A 14,768-nucleotide genomic window follows, 5' to 3' on the forward strand; every position below is an offset into this window, starting at 1 on the left:
ATGAAGGTTGAAAAAGAAATGATTTTTCCAAAAGGGTTTACGGTGAGAAAAGTAATAGAGCTTGTAACGGTAAATGAGCGTTTTGCTAGTAAAATTTATTATCATACAGAAAGTCATGAATGTAATGGAAAGAGTTTATTGGGGTTAATGTCTTTTATGCTTATGACGAGAATAGGTGAGACTTATACGATTTCGGCTGAAGGTGATGACTCGGACGCAGTGCTGTCATTTTGGTATTCTTTTGTAAACCAACTTCATGAAGAAATACCTTTAAGCTACTGGGAGGAAGAGGGTGCCGAAACGGTTCAAGAAGCGATGTGTCATTCCATTTCGTTTTGGAATTCTTCTGTTCGTTCAGTAGCCCAGTCCTATTTGAAGACAGGAAAAAAAGAAATCTAAACTTTCGTTTCAGCTTCAATTTAATCTCCAACAATTGCTGACTATAGTAGTATTGTTTGATAATTAAAAATTGAAAAATATAGAGTGAATAAAATTTTCAGTAAAATTTTGGATTTAAGGCAGGAAAATAAATAAATCGAGAGAAATAGTATATAATCAACGTGAGCATTTATTAAATATAAGGCTAGAGAACAAATAAAATGAAACAAAGGGAGTCTTTTAAAAGCTCCCTTTCTTTAACTATTTAGTATAACGTCTACTTTAGAATTTCTTCATATGGAGCCAAATCAATTTTTTTACTTTTTAACATAGCTACCGCACGTTTTTGCATCGGACCAGGTGAAGCAAGAATATAGCCTCGAATCACATGATCTTTTGTTACTTCTTCACCATTTGCTAGTTCATTAATTTTTGCTTCAATACCTTTTTTAGCCATCGGTCTAACGAACACAGGAACTGGTGCTAATAATTCTTCTAATAAAGATGTTGCTTCATCATTCCAACTCACTATTTTCAATCCTTTCAAAACGATAAATTTCAAATCTATTATATACATAATTGAAAGCGTATCACAAATTGTAACCTTTTTAAATCTTTCTACGTTCAACATATTAAAGAGATATAGAAATTGGGCATATTTTTGAATAAGAAAGGGTAAACATGAAACTAAGGATATGTGGACAAGCTATTAATAGTCTTGTATCAAAATGCGCTATGCATTCAATTAACTTTTAGATAGAGAAAAAAAGATTAGTGCAAGAGGAAATAGTTATACTTTATTGTTTGGAGGGAATGTGGATGATGAACCATCTTATATTAAAACTTTCCATGATCACGATGATTATTACCGCCCTTATTTTATCAATGGGATTTGTAAATGAAAAATCAACTCCAGACAGGAGTGACGATGAGGCATTCTCGATAGAAAGTACTGGTGAAACAGGTATTGTATTAGCTGCGAACAAAGAGGCGGATAATAATATTGTTAGCTTTAACTGGATTGAAAAAGGATTTGATGGCCAGTTAGATCATATAGAATTTCAGCTTGGGACAGAAAAGGATGAAATACTGTCAAAAAGAGGAAATGCTATTGAGACAGGGTACTATGAAGGTGGAGAATATTTTAGATACGACGATGCAACATTTTTTATAAACCCTGATACCGATCGCTTAGTAGCAATTGCGCTGTCTATAGAAGAATATGATTTAAATGGTACGAAGTTAAAAAAAATCTTAGGGACTCCAGATGTAAGTGAGCGAAATGAAATGGAAGGCCTATGGATGTACGAATACTATTTAGATAAATACACTCTTATGTTTGAAGCTGATAATGAAAATGGAAAAATACTCTTTGCTTGGTTAAGAGAGAGAGTTTAAAATGGAACAATAGAATGAATCTAATCATTTAATTCATTCTATTGTTTTAGTTAGAGCAATTTTAATAGGTAGAAAAATTCTACCAGATGGATAAAAGACAAACCGTAGTACGTCAAAAATAAGTGTGCTTTAAAGTTTTTTATTTTAAAATTTATTCTGTAATATTTTCAAAGATAGTGTCAACTTTAGGTGCTTCTTCAATGAGACCAGCAGCCAATAACCAGTCGATTACTTCTTGCCATGATTCTTTGGATTGGCTTCCGAAGCTTTCTGTCTCTGTTTCCATTTTGGATAAAAGGATTTCTAAGCTTTGCTCTTCGACTTCACGGATAAGAGGGAAGTTTGCTTGGTCTTGATTTGCAAATAAAATGTCTAAGCTTTCGGTGGGCTCATTTTTCATTTTTTCATACCCTTTTACTGCCGCACGCCAGAACGCTTCGATATCGTCACGTTTCGCTTCTAAATTGTCTTCGTTTGTGACAATGACTAACTCATAATATGAAGGTACACCGTAATCAACAGGGTTAAAATAGCGAATGTCATGTCCTTGGTGCTTTAATACAGGATACTCATGATTAATATAAGTTCCTATTACAGCATCGACACGCTCGCTAACGATCGATGAACCTAACTCAAAACCGACATCCATTAAATTTACCTGCTCGTAATCTCCGCCGTCAGCTTCCACCATTGATTTTAAAATCGGTTCATTTACAGGAATTCCAGGGTAACCAACTGTTTTTCCTTCTAAGTCTGATGGTGACTCTATTTCACTGTCTGCCATAACCATCATATGGTTTAAAGGAGACCGAACGACCGCTGCGATCGAAACAACAGGAACATCTTTTGTACGAGCCATAATAACATCTGGTTGATAAGTAATTCCAAGTGTTACGCCACCTGATGCTGCTAAATTAATCGGGTCTGTTGGATTAGCAGGGAAAACGATATTAACATCTAACCCTTCTTCTTCAAAATACCCTTCTTCTAACGCAGCATATAAATAAGAATGAACAGCATTTGGATACCAGTCGAGCATAATGTCGATGCTCGTTAATTCTTCTGTATCAGGTGCTTCAGGAGTGTCTCCTCCTGCTGTTTCTTCTAGTTTCTCTTGTTGCGGGTCTGCTCCGCAAGCAGCTAAATTAAATGCTGTTACAAGAGATAGGACGAACATTGATAGTTTTTTCATAATTTTTTCCTCCATTTAAGTAAGTATGTTTCTATTGTTTTGACTAATAAAAATAATGTAATTCCTAGGATTGATAGCCAAACGATTGGTGCAAAAACGCCTGCACCATCAAACTGTGTCATCATCCTGCGACTAAAATAACCTAAGCCCGCATTAGCCCCTAACCATTCCCCGATTGCTGCCCCAATAACACTTAAAGTGACAGCAACCTTTAGACCTGAAAAAAAGTAAGGTAGCGCGGTCGGTACTTGAACTTTAAAAAACGTTTGCCAACGGCTTGCTCCCATTGTACGTAATAAGTCGATATGGTCTTTGCTCGTTGACCTGAGGCCATCGAATGCGCCAATGGTTATTGGAAAAAACGTAATAAGTATTGTAACAACAACCTTACTCCAAATCGTATAACCAAACCACAAGACAAATATCGGCGCTAAAGCAATAATTGGAATCGTTTGTGAGGCAATTACAAGCGGAAAAAACGCTTTTTCTGCTATTGGACTCATATTCATCCATACTGCTAATGCAACCCCAAACCCAATTGATATAAATAAACCAATCAGAACAACTTCTAACGTTGCCAATAAATGTACTTTGAAGAGTACATTGTGCAGTTCCACCATTTTTACTATTATGAGCGTTGGTGAAGGGAGTATAAATGGTTTATTCACTTGAATAGCACTTAACTCCCAACCTAGAAAGATGATGAGTAAAAGAATGATAGAGCTCGTATAATACTTTATTTGTTTCATAGCTTCACCTGCTGGCGTAATTCGTGAAGTAAATCACTTTTTATTTTTGTAAGCTCAGGCGATAGTAAGTCTTCGACTTTTCTTGGACGAGATAGTGGAACTTGTATCTCTTTAAAGGTTGTAAGTGGTGACTGAGAGAAAAGAAAAACTCGATCTGACAAAAATAAAGCTTCGTCCACATCATGAGTAATAAAAATGACAGTTTTCTCAAGCTTTTCCCATTGTTCTAACAGCCATTCTTGCATAGATAAACGTGTAACGGCATCAAGTGCACTAAACGGTTCATCAAGAAGCAAGAGGTTTCCACCACCAAGCATCGCTCGCAGGAAGGAAACTCGTTGTCTCATTCCACCTGAAAGTTGGTGGGGGTAGTTATTTTCGTAGCCTTTTAAGCCAAACTCTTCAAGTAACCGAAGGACATAATCTTTTTTATTTTTTTTAGTAAAGCCATTAATTTCAAGTGGGAGAAAAGCATTGTCAAGAATGTTACGCCAATCAAGAAGCATATCCTGTTGCGGCATATAACCGACCTTGCCTAAACGCTTTGTTTCCTCTTTTCCATAAAGAGCGATCGTCCCTTTGGTTGGTTGTTCTAGACCTGTTATTAGCCGGAAAATTGTACTTTTCCCCGATCCGCTTGGACCTAATAAGCTTACAAACTCGCCACTTCTAATCGTAATAGATAACTTATCAAGAATAAGAACAGACTTTTCTTGCTTTTTGCCTTTGTAGGAAAATGAAACATGGTCAAACGAGAGAACGTTATTGTTCGTCATCTGTCGGCCACATCTCCAGATTGAAAGACATATCCCAGAACATATACTCATAGCGGCTTGTATTCAAGAAAATTTCTTCGAGCTTTGTAAGTTCAGCTTCCGTTTTTCCTTCAGCTAATTGATTCATTAATGTAATTAACCAGTCTGCTAATTCTCCAAATTCTTCTGAGGCATACATTTGGACCCATTCGCCATATGTTTCATTCTCAAGAGCACCAGGGATTTTACTAAGTTCAGTTCCAATTTCATAATAGCTCCAAGTGCATGGAAGTACAGCTGCAACAAGGTCTACTAAAGACCCACGCTGAGATACGTTTAGCATATAACCGCTATAAGCCAACGTAATTGGGGCAGCTTTTGTGGTTTCAAGCTCCTCTTCACTAATGCCAAGGCGTTTAGCGTATTGTCTGTGTAAGTTCATTTCTACGTTTAAAGTAGAGTTAAGTAATTTAGCGAAAGTAGACATCGTTTTAAGGTCGCTTCCTTTTAGGCTACCTAAAGCAAATAATCGGGCATAATCAATTAAGTATAAGTAGTCTTGGCGCATGAAAAATTTAAATTTTGCAATGTCTAACGTACCATGTCCAATTCCTTGAACAAATGGATGACTATGGTTTTTGTTCCATATAGGTTTTGCTTTTTCATATAAACGGTCTGTAAATAGCATAAATAATCACTCCTTAGGTTTTCTTGTCTAGCTCTGTGCATCTTCTTTTCTTGTATGACACCAATCGTAAATAAATTTTGTCATAACTTTTGTAAATTGAACGAGTTCGTCAATGGAAAGCTGTTCATTGACTGCATGTGCATGCTCAAGTTTCCCAGGACCATAGATGACAGTTGGAATACCTGCTTGACCAAGCCAGCCACCGTCTGTGACGGTAGGAGACATGCCGATTGTTACTTTTTCTTGGAATACATCACTATGAACATTTGCAAGTGTACGTAATCCAGCATGATTCTCATCTATAGCTAAAGAAGGAAAGATTTCACCCCGATCTTCAATCATTGATGAACCTCCCCACCGAAATGTAGGTTGGTTTTCGCATAACCATGGATCTGCTTTAGCCACATTAAGGATATGCTCCTCAATTTCTTTAGCGATTTCCTCATGGTTTTCATTAGGATAAAAATGAACGGTAATCCAAAGGGCGCAACGGTCGGCAACAAAGGCAGCATGACGTCCTCCTTCAATTACAGCAGGATTGATTGTTGTCATACCCGCAGGAAAACCAGGATATGCTTTCGTAACCGCCCAATGTTGTTCAAGTTCTTTTAGTCCTTGAATAATTTTTGTCATTTTCTCTATCGCACTTGCACCAAATAAACCTCCACCGGCATGAATCATACTGCGACGGTTAGCATCATGAAATGTTTGTGGACTTTGGATAGTAATCCAACCAGTTATAACACCGCCTTGACCTTGGATTTGGCAGTTGCTTGTATCTACGACCACGGCAAAATCAGCCTCATACCCTTTTTTACAACACTCAAGTGTTCCTGCCTCACCAACTTCTTCACCAATTACCGATTGAAAGGTTAGTTTTCCTGGAAGGGCTATACCAGCTTCTTTTAGTAGCTTTATGGCAAAAAGGGAACCAGCGAGCCCGCCTTTCATATCTGCAGCCCCTCGCCCATATAGGGTGTTTTCTTTAATAATAGGTGAGAATGGATCTTGATCCCATTGTTCTCCTTCTTCTACCGAAGCAACATCAATATGTCCATTTATAAGTAGGCTTTTGTATTCGTTTGAATTTGATCCTGAAAGAACACCTACGACATTCGGATCCCCTTCATATACATCCCATTTGTCAATAGAAAAGCCTAAATCTTTTAAGTATGTAGAAATGAAAGCTTGAGCTTCTTCTGTGTTTCGTGCGGGTGGACTTGGCGTTTTAAAACGGATTAATGTGCTAGCTAACTCAATCAGTTCTGATTTTCTTTCATCGACCTGTTCGAGTAGTGAAGTTAACGCTGTTTCAGTCATGTTTCTCACTCCTTTCAAAGTTTAGCTATAAAAAAGCCACTTCCCAATAAAAGGAAGTGGCTGAATAGTCAGTAGCTTAAATGTGATCATATAGGAAATTACGTTTTTCCTATGTTCCGACTATCCACTTCCCTCCGCTAGTATTATCTAGATCAGGTTCAAGGGTTTAGGCAAAAGGCCAATCTCAGCTTTATGGAAAGCACCCCTAGTGGATTGATTCAATTAACTATTAATCTTTATACCTTGAGTAACAAGTTATCACACTTATAGGGGAATCTCAACAAAAAAACCTAAAAATAATCACATTAAACTTACAACTGTTTCATAACAGATTTTTATATAAAGAGTATTAATAAAACAGAGAGGGAGTAAAGAAATAGTTTCCAAGTTTAGCCTAATAATCAATTTAAATGAAATAATAACGTTTTTACGGAATTTAGCGTAGTTTTGAAAGGTATTGGTTTGAGAAGAGATTTCTGTTTATAATCCTCTATAGAACCAGGAAAGAGTATGTGCATTTCATTGTAACCAACAACATTTATTGAATATATATTTAATAAATTGAAAATTTAAATTTTTTAAAATAGGCAAAAAAAGCGAAAAAAATAGTTGTGTTTTTTATTTATCTGTTATATTATAAAGTCACAAACAACAAACTGTAATAATACAGATGAGAAAAACAGCAAAGAAAAGGGATCAATGAAAGAAAGGGTGATTGAGGACAATTACATATCTAAATCGAGTTGAAATCTTATTTAACACTTAATCTTTGAAACTACTTTTTAATTAGGAGTATCACACCTGGATATTTGACAGCTCAATCACTAAAAAAAAATTTATTAAGAAAAGGGAGATGGAGATTATGGCAAAAGTAAACATTCAAGAGGAAGCTAGAAAATTACAAGAACAATGGGAAAACGATCCTCGTTGGGCTGGTATTGAACGCCCGTATTCGGCAGAAGAAGTTGTTCGATTACGCGGTTCAGTTCAAATTGAACATACATTAGCACGTCTAGGCTCAGAAAAGCTTTGGAAGCTAGTTAATGAAGAGCCTTATGTAAATGCACTTGGTGCACTTACTGGTGGTCAAGCGGTTCAACAAGTGAAAGCTGGACTAAAAGCAATTTACTTAAGTGGATGGCAAGTAGCAGCTGATGCTAATCTTGCTGGTCATATGTACCCTGACCAAAGTTTATACCCTGCAAACTCAGTACCACAGGTTGTTAAGCGTATTAATAATTCATTGCAACGTGCTGACCAAATTCAACATATGGAAGGCGAAGGTGATGTTGATTATTTCGCACCGATCGTAGCTGATGCTGAAGCTGGATTCGGGGGACAATTAAACGTATTTGAACTGATGAAAGGTATGATTGAGGCTGGAGCGTCTGGAGTTCACTTTGAAGACCAATTAGCTTCAGAGAAAAAATGTGGCCACTTAGGTGGAAAAGTACTTATCCCAACACAAACAGCTATTCGTAACTTAGTATCGGCACGTCTTGCAGCAGACGTTTCAGGTGTAGCGACATTAGTTATTGCTCGTACAGATGCGGATGCAGCTGACTTAATTACAAGCGATATCGATCCAGTTGATGCTCCATTTATTACTGGTGAGCGTACTCCAGAAGGGTTCTTCCGTACAAATGCTGGTATTGACCAAGCGATAGCACGTGGTTTAGCTTATGCTCCATATGCTGACTTAATCTGGTGCGAAACGTCTAAGCCAAGTCTTGAAGAAGCGAAGCAATTTGCTGATGCAATTCATGCTAAATTCCCTGGTAAATTACTGGCTTACAACTGCTCGCCTTCATTTAACTGGGAGGCTAACCTTGACAAAGCTACAATTGAAACGTACCAACAAGAGCTTGGTAAAATGGGTTACAAATTCCAATTCGTTACACTTGCTGGTTTCCATGCGCTTAATTACAGTATGTTTGAACTTGCTCGGGGCTACAAAACTCGTGGTATGGGTGCTTACTCTGAGCTTCAACAAGCTGAATTTGCTGCTGAAGAGCATGGCTACACAGCTACTCGTCACCAACGTGAAGTTGGTACAGGTTACTTTGACCAAGTAGCCCAAACGGTTTCAGGTGGAACTTCTTCAACAACAGCACTTAAAGGATCAACGGAAGAAGCACAATTCCAAAAGCAATAATGAATTAGTACCGCTTTAACACAACTCTCTCAGCATATAAAATATATTTTGATCCTGCCCTATGTGGGCAGGATATTTTTTGATGTTTTAGAACCTTTAATTTTAACGAATTATATAATATCATATTGCCTTTACCGTCAATGCGATCGTTTCATACGGTGATCTTATCTTCCTTGATTATGGTTTTGGTGGGTACAATGCATTGGAGAAAATTAATATAAATACGAATCTAGTTGTTTCAAGAACAAATGAAAATAATGATTTAATAAAAAGACTTCAAGAAAGTACAAGTTCAATTGTTAGCGAGTGTAGAAGAACAAAATAATAAAGTGAATCACATAATGTGATTCACTTTATTATTTTCCTTACTATTTACTATAAGTTAATGGTTTTAATTCTGTAACTTTAGTTCCGCTACTAAAATCCCGTCACTATCTGCGTATACATAATGGTTAGGTTCCCAGTTTACTCCTGCGAATTGTACAGGGATATTCATTTCACCTTCACCTTTTTTTACACTACGAATGGGATTGGTTCCAATTGCGAACACTCCGATATTCATCTCATTAACTTGTGCAGAATCTCGAATGCATCCATTGATAATGACACCAGCTAATTTGCGAGCTACTGCAATTTCAGCTAAATTATCACCCATTAATGCACATTTCTTAGACCCGCCTCCATCGACAACAAGAACGCTACCTTCAGGAATTTCTTGAAGTGCTTTTTTTACTAATACATTGTCTTCAAAAACACGAACCGTACAAATTGGCCCTTCAAATGTCTTTTTCTGACCATAAAATTTAAAAATCGGTTCTACGAGAATTAATTGATCTCCGTGTGCATCGTGTATGTCAGCAGTTTGGATTGGCATTGATACTCCTCCTAGACAAGATTGATGTATAAATATTCGACATTTTCCTTTAAAATTCCTTCAGTATTCAATAAGAAATTTAACATAAGGAAGAGAATTTTTTCATTTCTGAGGGATGTTATAATAGAGGTATGGTTACTTTTTTGATACAATCATATCATCGGAAAAATTCGTCAGGGGGATTCGTCTCAACATGACATTTTTCTTATAAACCTTGAAAAGAAATTATTGGAGGCTAGTATAATGAAAATGATGGATGCAAATGAAATTATCTCTTTTATCTCAAATAGTGTCAAAAAGACACCGGTAAAAGTACATATTAAAGGTGATTTGGCAGGAATTGACTTTGGTTCTGAAACAAAAGCGTTTATTACAGGTGATGTAGGAGTATTATTCGGTGAATGGAATGAAATTGAAGCGGCTATTAAAGAAAATGAAGCAAAAATTGAAGACTATATAGTAGAAAATGATCGTCGCAATTCAGCGATTCCTCTATTAGATATGAAAAACATTCAAGCACGTATCGAGCCAGGCGCAATTATTCGTGACCAAGTAGAAATTGGTAACAATGCGGTAATCATGATGGGTGCGAGTATTAATATTGGATCTGTGATCGGTGAAGGTACGATGATTGATATGAACGTAGTTATGGGTGGGCGAGCTACAGTAGGTAAGAACTGCCACATTGGAGCAGGTTCTGTATTAGCCGGGGTCATTGAACCACCTTCAGCTAAGCCAGTTGTCGTTGAAGATGACGTAGTGGTTGGAGCGAATGCAGTAATCTTAGAAGGTGTTACAGTCGGTAAAGGCGCGGTAGTAGCTGCAGGAGCAATAGTAACAGAAGATGTTCCTCCAAACACAGTTGTTGCGGGTACTCCAGCTCGAGTCATCAAAGAGATTGATGAGAAAACAAAAGGGAAAACAGAAATTAAACAAGAATTACGTCGTTTAAACGAAGATAATTAATTTTTAATGGCATTCATTGAGCCTTTGCTTGATGGATGCCTCAATTCTATCTGAAGAAGGAGGTATTTTATATGACGAATTGGCAAAGCCTTGATCAGCAATATATGATGTCTACTTATAGCCGTCTTCCAATTACGATTGAAAGAGGTGAAGGAAACCGGCTGATTGATACGGAGGGAAAAAGTTATTTAGATTTATTTACAGGCCTAGCTGTTAATGTTTTAGGTCATTCTCACCCTGAAATCGTAAAGACGATCAGAGAGCAAGGCGAGAAATTTTTACATATTTCAAATGTCTTTTTAAATCAACCAGCTATCGAGTTGGCGCAAAAGTTGGTTAACCATTCGATTAACGGGAAAGTATTTTTTACAAACTCTGGTGCTGAAGCTACAGAAGCTGCTTTAAAACTTATCCATAAATGGACAAAAGAAAGTGATAAAGATCTTCAAGGTGTAGTAGTACTTCAAAAGAGCTTTCACGGCAGGACATTAGGGGCTTTGAAACTAACTCGCCAGCCTAGTGTGTATCAGGATTTTCCGGTTACGGACATGCCAGTGTATGAGGTTGAGCCTCATAATATCGAGCAGCTTGAAGAAGTGTTTCAGACAAAAAAGCCCGCTGCAGTACTGATGGAGCCTATACTTGGTTCAGGTGGGATATTACCATTAGATGAAGAATACTTAAGAGAAGTCTCTCGTTTAGCTAAACAATATGGTGTGTTATGTTGTATGGATGAAATTCAAACGGGTATCGGTCGTACTGGAAAATTATTTGCCTACCAGCATGCTGAAATATCACCAGATTTGATTTTGTTTGCTAAAGGCGTTGGTGGTGGACTCCCACTGGGAGGAATTATTGTTTCTGACAAGTTAAGTCACCTTTTTAAACCAGGTGATCACGGGACGACATTTGCTCCATCACCTCTCAGTGCAGCTCTCGGAAATACAGTGTTAAGAGTCTTGTTAGAGGATGGAGAGCTTGACAATTCTGTGAAGCGCTCTAATTATTTGTACAGAAAATTAAATGGTTTGAAAGAGAAAAATCCTCAAATTATTAGTGAAATTCGTGGAAAAGGGATGATGGTAGGTATTGTTACGACACTTCAGTCGGAAGAAGCGAAGGCGCTCCAACATGATCTGTTAGCAGAGGGGTATTTAGTGGATGTCACTCAACAAACGATTATTCGTCTATTACCACCACTCACTCTTACTGAAAGTGAAGTAAATGAATTTGTTGAAGTGTTCGAGTCAAAACTTCTTCTTGTTAAAGAGAAGGAGCTTAAATAATGATAGATGTTGCAAAATTAATTGAAACGAGAAGAGCACTCCACCAAATTCCAGAACTAGGATTTGAAGAAGTGAAGACTCAAGCGTTTTTGTTGGAGTATATCGCTAAACTTCCACAGGAACATCTCGAAATTAAAAAGTGGAAAACAGGGATATTCGTAAAAGTTCATGGTAGTGCACCTGCAAAGATGATTGGGTACCGTGCTGATATTGATGGCTTACCGATGGATGAAGAAACCTCATATCCTTTTCGGTCATCTCATGCAGGGAAGATGCATGCGTGCGGGCATGACTTCCATATGACAATTGCTCTAGGTGTACTTACACATTTTTCAAAAGTACAACCAAAAGATCATCTTTTATTTATATTTCAACCTGCAGAAGAAGGTCCGGGTGGGGCAAAACCGATGTTAGAATCTTCTATTTTACAAGAGTGGAGACCTGACCAAATTGTTGCGTTGCACATTGCTCCAGAATATCCTGTAGGAACGATTGCGACGAGAGAAGGCTTGCTATTTGCAAATACATCTGAACTGTTTATCAATTTAAAAGGGCAAGGGGGGCATGCGGCTTATCCTCATACAACTAGAGACATGATCGTGGCCTCCGCGCATTTGGTTACCCAACTTCAGTCCATCGTGGCCCGAAATGTCGATCCACTTGATTCGGCAGTAGTGACGATTGGAAAAATTACAGGTGGAACGAAACAAAATATTATTGCTGAGAAAGCTCGAATTGAAGGGACAATCCGGACGTTATCTATCGAGTCGATGCAAAAAGTAAAGCAACGAATTGAGGCGCTCGTTCAAGGGATTGAAGCAGGCTTTGAATGTAGCGGAACGATTGATTACGGAGCTAATTATTGCCAAGTCTATAATAATGAACAGCTTACTAGGGAGTTTATCAACTTTACTCGTGAACAAACAAATGTAGAAATGATTGAGTGTAAAGAAGCGATGACAGGAGAAGATTTTGGCTACTTTTTAGCCGAAATCCCAGGATTTATGTTTTGGCTTGGTGTGAATAGTCTATACGGTCTTCATGATAATCGCTTAGAGCCGAAAGAAGAGGCGATAGAAGTTGCTGTAAATCACTTAATCCAATATTTACACTATAAATTAGATAAACGTTGATAGTAGTGGAATTGGTAGGTTTGTGAGAAATAGTATGCATTAAAAGAATGGAAGGAACTGAACTGGAGAGATACCTTTCCAACTATTCAAATTAAATGTAACTGCGGAAATCAGAGATTTTGGCTATTTTAGATAGGTGATAAAATTAGAATAAAAATCCTATTTCAGTACATCCTAACATTGTAACAAATAATTGATATGTTTTTTTGGAGGTGTATGACATGCCAAGAATTGGTGTGGAACAATCGTTAACGGATGTACAACAAGAGCTTCAATCAAGAGGATATGATGTGGTTCAATTAAAACAGGAGCAAGATGCTCAAGGTTGTGATTGTTGCGTAATTACAGGACAAGACCAAAATATGATGGGAATACAAAATGCTGTTACAGCGGGCTCAGTAATTTCGGCACAAGGAATGACTGCAGAAGAAGTTTGCCAACAAATCGAGCAAAAATTAAATCACTAAAATAAAAGATGAGGTCACTTTTTCTATGTGGCCTCATCTTTTTTATTTGCTGGTATCAGGCACCTTTATTTACTTAATAAGGTGCAGTGATAAAGAGTTAACAGGATTTCCACTTTTACTAGTGCTTAAGGGTGAAAAGGAGTGGAAGTAATATACTTCGACTTTATGCATTCTTCTTTTCAATATACACCTGATGCGGGAATGGAATTTCTATGTCGTTAGCATCGAGCGCTTCTTTTAATTCTTTACGTAATGTACGTTCAACGGCCCATTGTTCCATATTAGTAGTTTTCGCGATTACTCGAATTACTACATCTGAAGCACCTAAGCTTTGTACTCCTACTACGTTTGGCCCTTCTTTAATTCTGTCATCCTCACTAGCAATACGGTCGCAAACTTCTTGCATAATAGCAACAGCTTTATCGATATTATCATCGTAAGAAATACTCATATCTACTAACGCTCTCATATTACCTCTAGAGTGATTACTTACACTTGAAATATTACGGTTAGGAATGTAATGTAATGTACCATCAAAGCCTCTAATAATGGTAGTACGCAAACCAACTTCTTCAACAATTCCATTAATTCCTGCTGCTGTAATGTAATCTTCTACATCGATTTGTCGTTCTAATAATAGAAAAAAACCGGTGACGATGTCACTTACTAATCCTTGAGCACCAAAACCAATTGCGAGTCCGATAATCCCAGCACCGGCAATTAATCCTGTAGCATCGAGACCGAAAATACTGATAATGACCGTAATAAAAATAAAGATGAGGACATAGGAAAAGGCATTCATTGTTAGTTTTTCCAGTGTTTTTACTCTCCCCATTGACATGCCTTTTTGTTTTTGCATTTTAGAAAAGCTGGAACTAATTAATTTATTTCCAATCGCTTTTGCAATGAAAAATGCAAAAATAGCTAATAGCGCTTGACTGGTATTAATAAGGGCCCCTTCTAGTAATGACGTCCAGTTAATATTTTGAAACCATTGATACATACACAAAACCACTCCTATTTTTTTCTTTTTTTGCTGGGCTTTTAAATAAGGTTGTGTTAAAGCGTATTGTTGAAAATCAAAACTAAACATTATCAGTGCCTAAAATTAAAGTAAACATACATTTTTCAATAATTATACTCTTTGGTCTACAACCTTCCCTTATTTTATTCCCCCAAAAAAAGAAAGTAAAACGATTTGTTTCCAAAGAATATATTTAAATGAGAATTTCTTATGCATATTATTCGTTTTTTTGTAAAAAAACATTTATAATTGTTTACATAAAATTAAAGTTTAGTAATGAAAAGTGTGGGTATAATAGCTATAGTGTGATAAAGAGAAGGGATTTGTTAGTAATTTAAATTAATTATAATTTAATATTGACTAAAAATAACCTTTCTCTTATA

The 14,768-nt window shown here is 37.0% G+C and carries 15 protein-coding genes and 1 riboswitch; of the genes, 7 read left to right on the forward strand and 8 right to left on the reverse strand.

The window, feature by feature from the left end; all coding sequences use genetic code 11:
- Complete coding sequence (locus J0N78_RS13705) at positions 1–399, forward strand: HPr family phosphocarrier protein (protein ID WP_209123667.1); 399 nt, start codon at positions 1–3, stop codon at positions 397–399.
- Between the two features lie 256 nt (positions 400–655).
- Here the strand turns inward: J0N78_RS13705 and J0N78_RS13710 are convergent, their stop codons facing one another.
- A complete protein-coding gene (locus J0N78_RS13710) occupies positions 656–907 on the reverse strand; it encodes a DUF2621 family protein (RefSeq protein ID WP_209123668.1) in 252 nt (83 codons plus the stop codon).
- A 290-nt stretch (positions 908–1,197) separates the two neighbouring features.
- Between J0N78_RS13710 and J0N78_RS13715 the strand changes: the two genes are divergently transcribed.
- The gene (locus J0N78_RS13715) at positions 1,198–1,776 is read left to right on the forward strand and encodes a hypothetical protein (RefSeq protein WP_209123669.1); all 579 of its coding nucleotides are present in this window, start codon (positions 1,198–1,200) and stop codon (positions 1,774–1,776) included.
- Between the two features lie 151 nt (positions 1,777–1,927).
- Here J0N78_RS13715 and J0N78_RS13720 read toward each other — a convergent pair whose 3' ends face one another.
- The 5 genes from J0N78_RS13720 to J0N78_RS13740 are packed head-to-tail and all read right to left on the reverse strand — an operon-like array spanning position 1,928 to position 6,480.
- A complete protein-coding gene (locus J0N78_RS13720) occupies positions 1,928–2,968 on the reverse strand; it encodes an ABC transporter substrate-binding protein (protein ID WP_209123670.1) in 1,041 nt (346 codons plus the stop codon).
- Positions 2,965–3,717, reverse strand: a complete 753-nt coding sequence (locus J0N78_RS13725) for an ABC transporter permease (RefSeq protein ID WP_209123671.1) — start codon at positions 3,715–3,717, stop codon at positions 2,965–2,967. Before J0N78_RS13725 ends, J0N78_RS13720 begins: the two co-directional genes overlap by 4 nt.
- Positions 3,714–4,493: an ABC transporter ATP-binding protein gene (locus J0N78_RS13730; protein WP_247747304.1), complete on the reverse strand. Its 780-nt coding sequence runs from the start codon at positions 4,491–4,493 to the stop codon at positions 3,714–3,716. Before J0N78_RS13730 ends, J0N78_RS13725 begins: the two co-directional genes overlap by 4 nt.
- Positions 4,480–5,160 (reverse strand): thiaminase II, encoded by a 681-nt coding sequence (tenA, locus tag J0N78_RS13735; protein ID WP_209123673.1) that lies wholly within the window; start codon positions 5,158–5,160, stop codon positions 4,480–4,482. The genes J0N78_RS13730 and tenA overlap by 14 nt, the downstream gene beginning before the upstream one ends.
- 27 nt (positions 5,161–5,187) lie before the next feature.
- Positions 5,188–6,480: an acetylornithine deacetylase gene (locus tag J0N78_RS13740; protein WP_209123674.1), complete on the reverse strand. Its 1,293-nt coding sequence runs from the start codon at positions 6,478–6,480 to the stop codon at positions 5,188–5,190.
- A gap of 112 nt (positions 6,481–6,592) precedes the next feature.
- Positions 6,593–6,697, reverse strand: a riboswitch (TPP riboswitch).
- A 645-nt stretch (positions 6,698–7,342) separates the two neighbouring features.
- Here J0N78_RS13740 and aceA point away from each other — a divergent pair.
- Positions 7,343–8,635: an isocitrate lyase gene (aceA, locus tag J0N78_RS13745; RefSeq protein ID WP_209123675.1), complete on the forward strand. Its 1,293-nt coding sequence runs from the start codon at positions 7,343–7,345 to the stop codon at positions 8,633–8,635.
- A gap of 391 nt (positions 8,636–9,026) precedes the next feature.
- Here aceA and rraA read toward each other — a convergent pair whose 3' ends face one another.
- The gene (gene rraA, locus J0N78_RS13750) at positions 9,027–9,509 is read right to left on the reverse strand and encodes a ribonuclease E activity regulator RraA (RefSeq protein ID WP_209123676.1); all 483 of its coding nucleotides are present in this window, start codon (positions 9,507–9,509) and stop codon (positions 9,027–9,029) included.
- A 243-nt stretch (positions 9,510–9,752) separates the two neighbouring features.
- On the opposite strand from rraA, the gene dapD reads away from it, so the two are divergent.
- The 4 genes from dapD (at position 9,753) to J0N78_RS13770 (ending at position 13,361) form a co-directional block, all read left to right on the forward strand.
- On the forward strand, positions 9,753–10,475 hold the full coding sequence (dapD, locus tag J0N78_RS13755) for a 2,3,4,5-tetrahydropyridine-2,6-dicarboxylate N-acetyltransferase (protein WP_209123677.1): 723 nt from the start codon (positions 9,753–9,755) through the stop codon (positions 10,473–10,475).
- A gap of 71 nt (positions 10,476–10,546) precedes the next feature.
- The gene (locus J0N78_RS13760) at positions 10,547–11,761 is read left to right on the forward strand and encodes an aspartate aminotransferase family protein (protein WP_209123678.1); all 1,215 of its coding nucleotides are present in this window, start codon (positions 10,547–10,549) and stop codon (positions 11,759–11,761) included.
- Entirely contained in the window at positions 11,761–12,894 is a 1,134-nt protein-coding gene (locus tag J0N78_RS13765) for an N-acetyldiaminopimelate deacetylase (RefSeq protein ID WP_209123679.1), read from the forward strand. The genes J0N78_RS13760 and J0N78_RS13765 overlap by 1 nt, the downstream gene beginning before the upstream one ends.
- 221 nt (positions 12,895–13,115) lie before the next feature.
- Positions 13,116–13,361 (forward strand): YkuS family protein, encoded by a 246-nt coding sequence (locus tag J0N78_RS13770; RefSeq protein ID WP_209123680.1) that lies wholly within the window; start codon positions 13,116–13,118, stop codon positions 13,359–13,361.
- A gap of 163 nt (positions 13,362–13,524) precedes the next feature.
- On the opposite strand, the gene J0N78_RS13775 is transcribed toward J0N78_RS13770, so the two are convergent.
- Positions 13,525–14,364 (reverse strand): mechanosensitive ion channel family protein, encoded by an 840-nt coding sequence (locus tag J0N78_RS13775; protein WP_209123681.1) that lies wholly within the window; start codon positions 14,362–14,364, stop codon positions 13,525–13,527.
- Between the last annotated feature and the right edge of the window lie 404 nt (positions 14,365–14,768).

The organism is Alkalihalobacillus sp. BA299, from assembly GCF_017745675.1.
Classification (GTDB): Bacteria; Bacillota; Bacilli; order Bacillales; family Bacillaceae_F; genus Alkalihalobacterium.